Origin of the sequence: Paenibacillus helianthi (assembly GCF_001909055.1) — a bacterium.
In the GTDB taxonomy this organism is placed as follows: Bacteria; Bacillota; Bacilli; order Paenibacillales; family Paenibacillaceae; genus Paenibacillus_AQ; species Paenibacillus_AQ helianthi.
The window spans coordinates 65792-78464 of record NZ_LVWI01000050.1 but is presented as its reverse complement, the minus strand read 5'-3'; the positions used below and the strand labels follow the sequence as shown (position 1 = coordinate 78464).

At 38.1% G+C, this 12673-nt stretch carries 12 protein-coding genes and 4 pseudogenes; 9 read left to right on the top strand and 7 right to left on the bottom strand.

The annotated features are described in order from the left end of the window. The first annotated feature begins 345 nt into the window (after nucleotides 1–345). The 6 genes from A3844_RS19355 (at nucleotide 346) to A3844_RS19330 (ending at nucleotide 4598) form a co-directional block, all read left to right on the top strand. Nucleotides 346–978 (top strand): phage portal protein, encoded by a 633-nt coding sequence (locus A3844_RS19355; protein WP_279629282.1) that lies wholly within the window; start codon nucleotides 346–348, stop codon nucleotides 976–978. 563 nt (nucleotides 979–1541) lie between these two features. After that, entirely contained in the window at nucleotides 1542–2198 is a 657-nt protein-coding gene (locus tag A3844_RS19350) for a hypothetical protein (protein WP_074108248.1), read from the top strand. A gap of 115 nt (nucleotides 2199–2313) precedes the next feature. Beyond that, nucleotides 2314–2625: a hypothetical protein gene (locus tag A3844_RS19345; protein ID WP_074108247.1), complete on the top strand. Its 312-nt coding sequence runs from the start codon at nucleotides 2314–2316 to the stop codon at nucleotides 2623–2625. A gap of 233 nt (nucleotides 2626–2858) precedes the next feature. After that, entirely contained in the window at nucleotides 2859–3530 is a 672-nt protein-coding gene (locus A3844_RS19340; RefSeq protein WP_074108246.1) for a hypothetical protein, read from the top strand. Nucleotides 3531–3604: 74 nt separating this feature from the next. Next, the gene (locus tag A3844_RS19335; protein ID WP_074108245.1) at nucleotides 3605–3952 is read left to right on the top strand and encodes a hypothetical protein; all 348 of its coding nucleotides are present in this window, start codon (nucleotides 3605–3607) and stop codon (nucleotides 3950–3952) included. Between the two features lie 16 nt (nucleotides 3953–3968). Then, entirely contained in the window at nucleotides 3969–4598 is a 630-nt protein-coding gene (locus A3844_RS19330) for a hypothetical protein (RefSeq protein WP_074108244.1), read from the top strand. A 619-nt stretch (nucleotides 4599–5217) separates the two neighbouring features. On the opposite strand, the gene A3844_RS19325 is transcribed toward A3844_RS19330, so the two are convergent. The 5 genes and pseudogenes from A3844_RS19325 to A3844_RS19310 form a co-directional block, all read right to left on the bottom strand. Continuing rightward, entirely contained in the window at nucleotides 5218–6147 is a 930-nt protein-coding gene (locus A3844_RS19325) for a GNAT family N-acetyltransferase (protein ID WP_074108243.1), read from the bottom strand. Nucleotides 6148–6641: 494 nt separating this feature from the next. After that, nucleotides 6642–6773, bottom strand: a pseudogene (locus tag A3844_RS19320) (tyrosine-type recombinase/integrase); the annotation flags it as partial. A 372-nt stretch (nucleotides 6774–7145) separates the two neighbouring features. Continuing rightward, nucleotides 7146–7236 (bottom strand): annotated as a pseudogene (locus tag A3844_RS34055) (PD-(D/E)XK nuclease family transposase); the annotation flags it as partial. 86 nt (nucleotides 7237–7322) lie between these two features. Further along, nucleotides 7323–8222: a class I SAM-dependent methyltransferase gene (locus A3844_RS19315; RefSeq protein WP_074088537.1), complete on the bottom strand. Its 900-nt coding sequence runs from the start codon at nucleotides 8220–8222 to the stop codon at nucleotides 7323–7325. A 355-nt stretch (nucleotides 8223–8577) separates the two neighbouring features. Next, nucleotides 8578–9393: an Rpn family recombination-promoting nuclease/putative transposase gene (locus A3844_RS19310; protein ID WP_244169807.1), complete on the bottom strand. Its 816-nt coding sequence runs from the start codon at nucleotides 9391–9393 to the stop codon at nucleotides 8578–8580. Nucleotides 9394–9713: 320 nt separating this feature from the next. Here A3844_RS19310 and A3844_RS33520 point away from each other — a divergent pair. Further along, nucleotides 9714–9914: pseudogene (locus A3844_RS33520) on the top strand (ATP-dependent DNA ligase); the annotation flags it as partial. Nucleotides 9915–10091: 177 nt separating this feature from the next. Here A3844_RS33520 and A3844_RS33515 read toward each other — a convergent pair. Together A3844_RS33515 and A3844_RS33770 are read right to left on the bottom strand one after the other, a co-directional pair. Then, nucleotides 10092–10178, bottom strand: a pseudogene (locus tag A3844_RS33515) (YjcZ family sporulation protein); the annotation flags it as partial. A gap of 483 nt (nucleotides 10179–10661) precedes the next feature. Beyond that, nucleotides 10662–10787, bottom strand: a complete 126-nt coding sequence (locus A3844_RS33770) for a hypothetical protein (protein ID WP_279629281.1) — start codon at nucleotides 10785–10787, stop codon at nucleotides 10662–10664. Between the two features lie 641 nt (nucleotides 10788–11428). Between A3844_RS33770 and A3844_RS19290 the strand changes: the two genes are divergently transcribed. After that, nucleotides 11429–12058: a hypothetical protein gene (locus A3844_RS19290; protein WP_074108239.1), complete on the top strand. Its 630-nt coding sequence runs from the start codon at nucleotides 11429–11431 to the stop codon at nucleotides 12056–12058. 205 nt (nucleotides 12059–12263) lie between these two features. Then, nucleotides 12264–12668 (top strand): hypothetical protein, encoded by a 405-nt coding sequence (locus A3844_RS19285; protein ID WP_074108238.1) that lies wholly within the window; start codon nucleotides 12264–12266, stop codon nucleotides 12666–12668. The last annotated feature ends 5 nt before the right edge of the window (nucleotides 12669–12673 follow it).

Here is a 12673-nt window from a genome sequence, read left to right as displayed (position 1 = left end):
ACGGAGCAGCCGCAGGAATCATTTCCATAAGGGCAACGACCCTGTAAAGGAGCAAGAAACGGCGTCCACCTCCTGAGAGGCCGAACGAAGGAATGTAAGGGCAAAGACCCCGCGTGACATGGGAGGGTAAGCCGTCAGGAGACAGGTGTGGATATCCAAAGTGCGATCACAGAACGTATCCTTGGGTTGGGGATGAATCCCCCGCTCTCTATTCCCGCCACCGGCTTCACCAGAAAATAATGTCATCCTTACATGACTTCTCCAACTCTCAATCTGTCTATGGCTGAAAATCTTAGAACCAGTGAGTAAACAAGAGTATTTATTAATTTATAGTGGGAGGATCTTATTAGTCGGAGTGTAGATGCTTTCTACAAATACATAACGGGTATTCCGGTGATTAAAGGCCAGCAGTTGACAGGTGATAAACTTCCTACATCTATTATTGGTGCTGGATTGGTGTTGGATTCAGATTCAGAGTTTGCATTTGTTCAGAATCAGTTTGATCATCAAGCGTTTGAGACATTGTATAAGCATCTTATGACCAGTTTACTTGATGTCAGTTCAACGCCTGGTATTGTATTGGGTAAGACAGACATAAGTAATCTGAGTGAAGTGAGTATTAAACTACTGTTCTCATTGAGTAATCTTAAAGCCATGATCAGTGAGAAGTATATAAAAGACAGTATGAAGATGCGCTATAACAAGGTTAGACGATTGCTTGAGTTGCAAGGGATTGTATTCAATGATGATGAATGGAACACATTGGATATCGTATTCCAATATGCTATGCCACAATCTGAGAAGGATATTATTGATAATCTCAGTAAGTTGAGAGAGATGAGCGCTATCAGTGTAGAGAGTGTGCTTGGACATAGCCCGTACACCACAGATATAAACAGCGAATTAGAAAGATTAAGTGGTGAGCGTGTAAATAATGATACAAGTAATGATGATGACAATAAAACAGTGACTAACTAATGGTTAGTAAAGATATGGCGTGGAATATATAATAGAGTAGATATAACGTGGAACATTTCCCGTGGAACAATAGTGATTCGCGCACACGTTATATATCAATTATAGGTGTGCGTAAATTGCTACTGGCTACTACTATTATATATATGGTGTCATTTGGCTAATTTTTTAATCAAATTTCCGCTCAATTTTTAATCAAATTTTACTATTATTTACCATTTATGAGTGATATATGATGAAATCAGCCCTAGATAGCACATAAGTATAGTTGTATGCTATCTAAGTGGTATAGAATATATCTTCCATACCAGTTGAACCGCTATCTGGTCTAGTTAGTGGTCTATTTATCGACTAAATTTATCCAATTCGATGATTTTGGACGTTGATTTGTACTATTATGCATATGATACGGTGATAGATCGGCTTGAAAATTGGATTAGATACCCTAAAAATGGAAATTAGTCCTGCATCGTATGGATTTACACATGAACTGAAAAATTAGAAAAAAGGTAATTTTTATCTCCTATAGAATAGTTAAGTTAAATACTTAATGGGGAGATATGAAAATGTCATATAGTTACTTAGATACTTTTGACGAAAAATTAAATAATATTCTAAAAATTAAATCTGATCATTATGATGAAGCCTGTATTCTAATGTTCGTATTTCTTGAATTTTTAAGTAACTTTGTAGATAAGCAATATCCTAGTAGTAACGCTAGATATAACGGAGCAAACTTTAGAAATTTCCTGTCTGAATATTCTGGTTGTGAATCGATTCTAAAATATATTCAAGTTGAAAAATTCCTAAATGATAAAGCGATCATACATCAACCGGATTACAAACAATATATTGATAAAATTGAAAGTAGTTTGATTAGAGTTGAAGATGGAGAGGATTTACCAATTTCTTCATTCCTTAATATTGATGATATAGTTGATCCAGCACATATTAAATACTTTCAAAAAATCACGATTTTCAACAAGATTTACGACTTGAGAAATTTAGCCGTGCATAATTACAGAAATGAAATAGACAAAGGTATAGATGCTTTAGAACCAGTTCTTTCTTACACTCAGAACATTGAGGAAGTATCTGAAGGCTGGTTTAATACTTATATTCCATTCGATTTTATGTATATGATTGTTGGAAATTGTTATAAAAAAGTTAGAGAAGAATATAAAGACTTTGCCGATAGATTTTTCAGTGAAGAAATCTTATAATTAATTAGTCAGTAAGAGGGTGTTTAGCGTTAGTCTTAAAAATGCTAAAATTTTTTGAAGAAATGGTATAATAATTCTGTACTGCATTATCCAAAAATATGTAGGAGGTTTTATTGTGTCTCATCATGATCATATGGAATTGGAAACAATTGTAAGAAAGGCATTGGGTACTAGCAGAAGAGGAATGGTTGTTGCCGATGCAGATTTCACTGAACTTGCGGGCGGAGCGTTTGCTTCACTTGTCGGTGCGCTTTCTCCTTACTATGTTAATGGTTCTATCGAGCAGCAAGCAGCAATTCATGAACTTATAAGTAAATATTCACATACATCTGGTGCTAAGGTTAACGGAGAAACTGCTCGTGAAATGGCTAGAGATTTGGAAGTTTTTTTCGACACTAGTGGAATTGAACTAAGAAGTCTTAAATAAATATTTTTATGTACATAAAAGAAGAACCTGACCAAATAAATGGCAGGTTCTTTGTCGTTAAACTGGGGTATCAATAAGGATTAATTCCTAAGTATGCGACATTGGAACCTTACTTTCCCCTCTCCCCCTTATACTTCCAGACCACTATCCATATAATTTCCTAATTCTATAGACCTACAACTATAAATCACGATAATATGAAATTATTACATATTATTGGAGGTTTATTGAAAATGAAAAGAGTTGTTGGCTCAGTTTTTGTTGCTACTTTATTATTTGCGAGTCCTGCCTTTGCCACATCACAGCCACAAGTAAAAACTGTTTCCAGTAATCAAAGTCAAGAAAGTAAAACTATCAAAAACAACATATTCAATCTATCAGACCAGCAAATGAAAAATGCAATTTTAATTGGTAATGGTGGGTTGAATTCTATTTCAAAGTTTCAGGTAAGTCAGCGTCTCCCCATTATTAACGATACAATGAATAGATGGCAACCAACAGTCAATGTTACTACTCCATATTATTCAATCGCACTTAGATCTTACTCATCCTCTAGCAATTATGAACAATATACGCTAGCAGATGCAAAAAAACTATCAAGAATTTTGTCAAGTTCGAATGAGTTAAGTTTTAGTTTAAGAGCATTTGGTAACAAGATTGATTTCGCTAAGAATATTAACATAGTATTTAAACAGGGAGAAAAAGTATTACAACCAACCGATATTTACGGCAAAAATGAATTAGCAAGTGACTCTGGCTTTAATAGTCCACCGTATACAATTGGACTATCTCCATCTTTCGATATTAATAAAATTGATTTCAGTAAACCTGCCGAATTAATTTATCTTTACGCAGGAAAAGAATTATCTGTAACATACAAAGTTGATTTCTCAAAAATCAAATAACAATAGTCACTTCAAGCCTACTAATCAGTGGGCTTTTTCTATGCCCGAAAATCCCTATACAAAGGAGTAATAATATGAAATTTACAGAACGTCTTCAACTCGAAACACAGGGAATCACTTTATCCTCTGCTGAATTGTCCGTTTACCTTACAGAAGAAGGAGTAACCGATCCTGAAGCGGAATACTCTCCATCCACCAACACAGATAAACGCAATATCTATTCAGCGGCGCTATCTGTTTTGAACAGTATTGCTAATAATCCATCGTTGATGAAGTCATACAAATCTGATGATATCACTATCACTGATTTTGCCGATTCTCTTCAGAATCGTATTGACCAACTTGAGCGAAAAATCCGTATGATGGCAATTACAGACGATACGAATAGTAATAGTTCAACATTTATGTTATTCAACTCTTAAAGAAAGAAGTGATCTAATGTTTGATTTATTTAATATGTCTGATACAGCCGATTTTGAATTTATCCAGAGTCAAATTGGTACGGATGTTTATATAAACCGATCTGCTACACCTATGCGAGTGGTCATTACTAACACGAATCTTAATAGTGGTTATGACGATAAGAAAATCACTTCCCTTTCTCCTATCCACCGTGGCGATATTGTTATCCATGAAGGCAATAAATACATGCTTATTAGTGAGATAAATACTGAGCGCTACAACAAATACAAAGGGATCATCAGAAGATTACCGCAAACTATAATTGTCAATTCTTCATGTCGTTTTATTCATGTGGATTGTTATATTACTGTTGGAGATTTGGGGTTAACATCAGGGAAGGTAATAACTGTAGTGGATGGAAGTATCAATGTTTTTACTAACAATTATTATAAGGAATTGGGGCTAGAAATCGGTAATAGATTCTTTGTCGATGGTCAGATGTTTAAGATTATAGGGATAGACACATTCTCACAAAAAGGAATTGCTAATTTATCGTGTGAGAAGGATCTGATTAACAGCGGCACAGATGACGTTGCTAATGGAATTGCTGGTGGCCTTGCATGTCCAGTTGATATTACGACAGAACCAACTTCTGTTGGACGTTGAAGGGTATAAAATACACGTTCTATGTACAATTGAAATGTACGCTTAATAGCGATCCTTCAATATTCGTATGGCAGCGAATTAAATTGAGATCGGTATTATAGACCACTATCTTCCTTTTTTGGACAAACCACTTTACTTTCAGAATAGACCACCATATAATAACACTATCGAGTTCTTAAATTTGATGGTCGATTAATTATAAACGTTGTCGGAGTAAGGCCGAATCACATTTCCTCCCTTCTATCTTGACAGGGTAGGGGTCATGGGTTCGAACCCCATCCGTCCTATACGCAAAAAGCCTTGATATTCAAGGCTTTTTTGTTTGTTTAGGGATAAGTTGGAGTGTGGCAAGAGGAGTAAAATAAGTCTTTGGTCAAGATTTGGTTAAGAATAGTTTTTTAGAGAGATTTTAGGGTAAGCATTACTTTATCAGTGGGTTTTACTCTTGGATAAATTAAATTCATGTAGATGAGAAAAGCCGACCGCAATGGGTCGGCTTTTCTATGTTTTGTTCATTACAGCGGCTTTAATTGTTCGAAGAAAATAAAGAATTAGTCTTCCACTGTGATGATTAAACTCTCGTTTCCTGTAAGCGTAGTCTTACTTTATCACAATTTATTTATATAAAATCTTTTTGCCATATTTCTTTTGAATATTCTACTAAGAATCCTATGGAAAGGTAAAACTGTTGATCAGAACCGACATACATCTTATCCGCGCCTTTTTTCTTAACTCTATCAATTCCTTCGTAAATAACTGCTCTTCCAAGACCCATCTTTCTGTACTTGGGTATAGTTCCTACCGGTTCTAATATTCCTATTTGATTTAATTCGTCGTACCAGACGTTGGCAAATGAAGCAACCTCATCATACTGATCAACTATGGCTAAATCCAATTCCGGCAAATAACCAGGCGCCTTTCTTAAAGATCTAAAGCAACGTTCCGCATCATCATCATCTGAAATATCTTGCTTATAGTAACCAAAGGCTCTTCCATGCGCAAAGCCTTTCTGATAATCGTTAATCTCATTCGCGTCGACAATCCTAAATCCATCTGGCAGTTCCGCTTTAAACTCATCAGCCAGGTTCATGCTGGACATAGCTTCTCTCCATTCGAGTAGCATATAATCTCTGTTTCTCAAAATTTCCTTAAGCTGCCATGAATCTTCGTTTACTCTAAGAGCGATGGACCATCCTGACTCATTCTGTAGAGCTAATTTCTTTTCCGCATGATCGACCAACTCATTAAGGAATTCATTTGAGAATTCTTTGTCCGCAAGCTGGAAAAATGCTGCGCCCGTTTTTCTCCCTATCCTGTCTCCTTCCGAATTCACAATTGCAACTATGTCATCGTTCTCATCTTCCCATAATCCAACAGTTTCTGGCCAAGTATGAAAGGTATCATGCATGATTTGTCCCCAATATCGATTGAAGATCCAACGGTCTATTAACCAATTTTTCCGAAAGGGGGTATGTTGACAGGAGTTTTTCAAAAAATCTCTAATTCTTAAAAAATCACGATCTTTAAATTCTTTTCTAATATATTTCATAAGGCCACTCCTTTTCAGAAAATGTAACAAGATACAGATCAATCCTGCTTTAGCTATTTTATGCAGGTTATTTTATCATTCCCTGTATGTTGAATGGATTGTTGCTTCATATACCTTTATAACCTTCTAAATCAGTACAGAGGTAAAGTTTAGATAATCCTAATTTTCTTGTCTCTCTGATGGCATGTTCTAATAGGACAGCTCCCAGTCTATTTCCTCTTAAGAATTATCCAAAACAGCAATATAAAACCTTGGTAAGTCAAATAGCTTCATCAAAATATTCCAATACTTTAACCATTATTGACAACTCCTATTTGGGACATATTTACAACTATACAATGGGTTGAGATATCGTTCTAGGTATATTTTGAATAAAACCATTTGTCCATATACGATTTGTACTTCTGGGAAGCACAAATAGACCAAAATATAATTTGGTCGGATTAATTATTTGTATCATTTTATGGATGAGTTAATTTCCATATAAGGCTCACATCGAGGGTAATTTTCACTGAAGCATGACCTAGACGTTCAGATACGACTTTAGGATTAACACCTTGTAACCGCAGTAGGGTTGCATGCGTATGTCGCATACCATGAAACTTCATTTTCTTTAGACCAACTTTCTCTAGGGTAGGGGTCATGGGTTCGAACCCCTCCGTCCTATACGCAAAAAGCCTTGATATTCAAGGATTTTTTGTTTTTTATGGATAGAAAATAGACATGCCAAAGAAACCGTTGACCCTTTGTGGTCACGGAGCGTATAAATCTGCACAAATAAAATAAGCGGCCTCCCTGATTTTCGGAAGATCGCTTATTTATCTAAATCGAAACTGAAGAAGCTCAAGCTTCATACTTTGATATTTAAGGGGAACACTCATAAATGAGGAATACCGATGATGAGCAACAGTTGATAAACAGCAGATTTAGTCTATGCAGCCTCCACTAGTCCGTCACCAGCGAGCATTAGCTTATCGAAGTTTTGAGATCAAAATGATACGATTAAGAAACGCCAGCAGTACACTTATTGTTCTCACTGCCAAATATCCGTTTGAATACAAAATCTACCCGTGGGTCCAGCAAATCCATCGCCATCCGCTCCATCCGTTATTATTACAGACTGAACCCTTATTGGAGAATTTATTGCTCAAATATCAATCTTGGGTATTGGATGATCATGGTTTCATTCCACGCACTACAAACAGCATATAAATTTGAAAATCCCATACTCTTTTCTGGCTTATGACTAGGTCTTTACGCTTATCATAACGTTGGTGGATCAGCAATCCGAGCTCCCCAGCATGTTCATATTCTTCATCAAGTTGGTTTAAACCAATCTCTAGTCCTTCTATGGCCTGCTGTCGCTCTAACTCTACCATTCTTAGCTTTTGCTCGCTGGAAGTGCTCGAGTTATCCAGGACCACCGGCAAAGTAATTGCGTCCACTTCAATATGAACAAAACCAAGTTCTTCGAATAGCAACGGTAATAATGAAGGGTCTAATGCATAATTGCCAATTCCTCTTGAAGAATCTTTCCTGGACCAGATTTCATGAATCGGTTTCCATAACTCCTGTTCCCTGACTGACATCTGTGCTTGTGAAGCAGACAACGGCGTGGAGATAATGCTTTTCTCAGGTCGAGAACTCATCACTGAGACCGTACCTCCTGATCTACATATCCGCTGTTGTTCAAGCAAGAAATCACGATTGGGAACATGCTCAATCACAGTATGCGATATGCACGCATCAACAGAATCAGAGGGGAGCGGAACTTTAAGTATATCTCCTTGGATGTATGTAATATTATTCATACCTTGCTCTCGAGCTTCTTTACTGGCGTACTCAATAAAAGCAGAATCGCGATCAATGCCCATGAGAGAAACATCATGATTTAGCCACTTCGATATTTTTCTGGTCAATGTTCCAGGACCACATCCAAGATCGACAATACTCATTCCGGGCTGTAGTCCCAATGCTTTGATAAAACAATCCCTTCGTTCATCGCTAAATCTGAGCTCCCTTGTATAGTCCAAAGTCTTAGGGCCTTGAACAAGGGTTGACCAATAGTTATCCATAACTTCACCTCTATCTGGAAAACTGAAATACAGTTCCACTAGAAGATTATATTATTAAAACTCTTATTTTAAAATGTTACCTGCATCATCAGGAAAACCAAATGCAAGGGCTGAATGCTATCACGGCCCTAGCTCAAAAGCAGATTGTATATTTCCAAAGCATAAGCCTTATGCATATTCTTCTATCACTATCGGCCCCTTACATAAGCTTCTACGTAGTTACAGTTTTGATGTCACTCTAGAAGCCCCCCGCAGGCAAGATACTTTTTGGTGGATGCAGTTGGTAAGCAGGAAGAACACCGCCTAGATGTCGCAAAAGAAAGGGAGCATCCGCTAATAGGATGCTCCCACATTTTTACTTCCTCAAAGCACTGATCTCCTGCTCTGTTAATCCAGTGGCCTTTGCAATAGTCTTTATGTCTATATTCATAGCAAGCATATTTTTGGCCACTTTCTTTACACCTGCCATTTCGGCACTTCCCAACATGGAAGCTTCGTCATGCAAGTACTTCTGTCTGGCCTCATACAACCGTCTGGCTTCTGAATCTTGACTCAAATATTGCAGAGTATCCATTGCCTTCTCCAATCCCGGCTCATTCATCTTCAGCACCTCCCAGTGTGATGTATCGGCACCCTTTAAGAACAACAGCCAATTGATCAGTCCACCCTCAGACGGAACGCTATGCTCATCTAACTTCGGCAACTCCAGGAAATGCACCTCAATATCGTCAATTAAGGATATCCCCGTCCGGTCTTCCCGCAGATGAAATACGTTATGATATTGCTCATTCTTCAAGAACGAATAGTTTAAAATGTTAATCGTCACACATTTCTTCAGCTCCGGATATTTGTCTCCCTCGCTGAGTTGACTCGCATATCGTTTGCTCCAATAAAAGAGCGTCCGTTTCTCGATGTCGTACTTATTAAACAACTGCATCTCTATATCAATCAGCTTGCCTTCAGAAGTCTTGGCGTAAACATCGAAGATGGACTGTTTGTCGAGTGGATCATCTTTATCCGTATAAGGATTCATCAGGATGATCTCAGTCAACGGCGGCTCGCCAGCTTCCGTAAAAATGCGGTTAAGAAACGCCAGCAGCACATCCTTGTTATTCTCGCTGCCAAATATCCGTTTGAATACAAAATCCACACGTGGGTCCAGCAAATCCATCGGCATCAGCTCCATTCATTATAATTATAGCATTTCCCGAAGGTTTTGAACCCAACAAAGATGCGTAGAACCCCTCAGATTGAATCATGTTGTCGTTTTGAAGCATTGCTGTAAACACGTCTACAGTATGAGTAGTTGAAGAACTGAAAAGCTTTGAGAGCTTTAGAGAAGTAGTTTAAGCTTAGTAATGCCGATGGTGACGTATGGAAGGCGAAGCCTTCCGTTATAAAACTTCCACTCTTAGTTTGTTTAGTGTAATATGGCACGCTAGAAAAGAGCGATATCATCACTACCAACGCGGGGTATGGAAGGTATTGTGGCTACGCCCTGCGGGAATTATCGAGCTTGGGGCATCCGCGCTGCATAAGCAGGCGTTCCGAGGCGTGGCCGGCCAGTTGGTGACTGGGGAGGATAAGGAGTTTGTACATCTGGAGCCCCGGCTTCGCGCCAAGGTAAGGATGAGGAATTGGACCAAATGCAGCATGCTACGGAGTCCAGTATTTTCGGAGTTTATCTTATAACCAAAAAAAGCCCGCCGACTAGTTAGGGTTAGGGCATTCGACGGAGCAGCTGACACTGCTACCCGATTAGAGCAACTACAAGTGAACCTAGCTTCATTACCATTTTCTCTATTTAGTAAATCCGCCAACGTTGGATGCTGGTGGAATGAACATAGGTTCGGTTATTAGTTTTGAAGATTAAATCAAGAATGATTTAGAGATGATTACCAGCAATATGAACAGAACCAGAATTACAGTGGTAGAAGTAAATCCTCCACCCCAACCTCAAACGGTGAGATACGGTTTACTTTCTCCACGTCTATACCTTTCAAGCTTTACTGATCAGGAATAACCTATTACATGTTCCATATCAGTAAAAGAAAGGGGGAATAAACCATGAGCTTTCGCAAACAAGCCAAATTACTACAGGGAAAAACCATACAGGTGACAACCACTGGCAGTATTTATACCGGAACTCTCTTATCGGTTGGCACAGATTTTCTTATTCTAAGTTCCATCATTAGAGGGCGTAGAAGACGTCGCATCATTCGATTGGCAGAGATTATTCTGCTGTCTAGGTTATTCGGCTAAAAAATATCAGTTACAGAAACCAGGAGATCTCCCGAGATCTCTTGTATAAACAGGAATAACCCGTCAGGCACAAGCCCGGCGGGTTATTTTATGTATGCTCTGAATTCAAATCGTTCCCGGATAAACCGTCCACCGGCTATCTTGATACTATTCGGGGAATATCCCTCTACTATCCCGCTATAATCCATGATATGTTCCTTCTGGATCATCTTCAGGCTGGAACCATACAGATACCTTAGACTGTGCCAGGGCAGCAGCCAGAAAGTCGGTATCGCTCTCCATGACTTTGTATGTTTTATTCATCTCCCCGATACCCAAACTCCCCAATCTTCTCTCCGTTTTCAAACACCTCTATAAAACGTAAGTGACCTTCTTCGGCTGAGGCGGCAATCATTCTCGCTGTTGCCTCTTGGATCGTTGCCCCCGCAATTGTCTCTTCAGGCTTGTCGTCGCGAAAAACATATCAATAACCGCGTACACCGCATCGTCAATCTTAGCCTCGGTATGTCCATGTACATCCCTTCGTTTTACTTTAATATAGCCTATTGGTAATATTGTGAAAATACGTTTGGAAGTCAGGTTGTAAATATGGAATTTGAGGTGTTAGAACCTGTGAAAGAGCTAATTTCCATATAAGGCTCTGCCAAGCTGTTCAGCTGTTTCTTTCTGCATACTGGGTGTTGCATGCGTATGGCGCATACCATGAAATTTCATTTTCTTAGACCGACTTTCTCTAGGGTTTTATTAAATGCCCTCCTAATGTTGCTCTTGTTGGTCGGTAACAAGCGCTATAACTCTCGATGAAAAAGATTCATTAAGCTCTAACCGGCAGTTTAGCGTCGTGTCTATGTTCTAAAATATAGAGGAGAATTCGTATCATCTAACGAATAAGTTGGCGAAGTTGCTAAGCTGAGCAATAGTTAAAACATTTGAGGTGGGAAACAATGCTTAATAATCAAGTTATTTATTGGATAGGTGGTTCCTCTTGTGCTGGTAAAAGCACACTAGCAAAAATGTATGCAGAAAAGTACGAATTGGAGCTATATTCATGTGATGAATATTTTGATAGACATTTGCAGGATGTTGCAACTAGTGAGTACCCGGCGATGCATAAAGTTTCTACGATGAGCCCTAATGAAGCTTTCTATACAAGGGAAGTCCAAGAACAGCTAAGTGTGTATATACAGGTTTTTATTGAGGACTTTTCGTTTGTCATAAAGGACCTCGCAAAGAGAAAAGATAAACCTGTTGTTGTTGAAGGCAATCAATTATTACCTTCGCTCGTATCAGCACATTTAAATGAACATCACAAAGCTATCTGGATTATTCCGACAGAGCAATTTCAAAGAGAACAATATTCCAAAAGGGAATGGATACAAGGCATATTGCAAAACACTGAAAACCCCGCTGTAGCTTTTAACAAATGGATGTTTCGCGATGCATTATTTTCAGAATTCGTCCAAAAAAGCGCCTTTGAATTACAGCTAAATGTATTAGAAGTAGACGGCAGTAACACTCTACAGGAGAACTTTAGACTGATTGAAAATCTCTTCAGTGAAATCATACATGATTGAACTATCGGGAATCCTTAGTTGATGCGTCTACTATTCGTTAATTTACTGTATACATAGGTAGGCAGCCAACATCCAGAATATCAGCATCTCAAGCTTTGCAAATTGTAGTGAAAGTCAAGAGATATGATTCAAGAAATCAGCAATGATCTTATATATTTTGTTTATTTAATGGCTAAGTCCTTGCACTATTACTGGAGGTATTTATATGGCTAAATTACAGGACCATTATGACACCAATAAATTTTTAAATATGGAATTTATTTGTCGTGACAATAGACCCGATCAGGGCTGTAGCTTTAAAATAACAAATTTTGAACACGGAAGTGTCATTGCTAGTGATATAGGGTGGACAAACGCTACCTTAAATAAATTTATTGAAATGCTTACTAATTTCCCTATGCCTTCATATAAAGGCTACTTTTCTCATTATGATGAATCATTTGAATGGAAATGGGAACAGCAATCTGAAACCGAATTATATCAATTATCAATTTTCGTCTCAGGAAAAGTATTTTCTTATGGTGCGAGTATTAAAGACCTCCAAGAATTTGGCACGCAGGTTTCTCAGGAAACTGAAAATGCTCCAAATTTTGATTCACGAACCTTTTGAAGAGT

Excerpts from the sequence above, each read along its gene's own strand:
- A3844_RS19350 (WP_074108248.1), top strand. The coding sequence starts at position 1,542 with ATGTCATATAGTTACTTAGATACTTTTGACGAAAAATTAAATAATATT.
- A3844_RS19340 (WP_074108246.1), top strand. The coding sequence starts at position 2,859 with ATGAAAAGAGTTGTTGGCTCAGTTTTTGTTGCTACTTTATTATTTGCG.
- A3844_RS19335 (WP_074108245.1), top strand. The coding sequence starts at position 3,605 with ATGAAATTTACAGAACGTCTTCAACTCGAAACACAGGGAATCACTTTA.
- A3844_RS19330 (WP_074108244.1), top strand. The coding sequence starts at position 3,969 with ATGTTTGATTTATTTAATATGTCTGATACAGCCGATTTTGAATTTATC.
- A3844_RS19325 (WP_074108243.1), bottom strand. The coding sequence starts at position 6,147 with ATGAAATATATTAGAAAAGAATTTAAAGATCGTGATTTTTTAAGAATT.
- A3844_RS19315 (WP_074088537.1), bottom strand. The coding sequence starts at position 8,222 with ATGGATAACTATTGGTCAACCCTTGTTCAAGGCCCTAAGACTTTGGAC.
- A3844_RS19310 (WP_244169807.1), bottom strand. The coding sequence starts at position 9,393 with ATGGATTTGCTGGACCCACGTGTGGATTTTGTATTCAAACGGATATTT.
- A3844_RS33770 (WP_279629281.1), bottom strand. The coding sequence starts at position 10,787 with ATGAATAAAACATACAAAGTCATGGAGAGCGATACCGACTTTCTGGCT.
- A3844_RS19290 (WP_074108239.1), top strand. The coding sequence starts at position 11,429 with ATGCTTAATAATCAAGTTATTTATTGGATAGGTGGTTCCTCTTGTGCT.
- A3844_RS19285 (WP_074108238.1), top strand. The coding sequence starts at position 12,264 with ATGGCTAAATTACAGGACCATTATGACACCAATAAATTTTTAAATATG.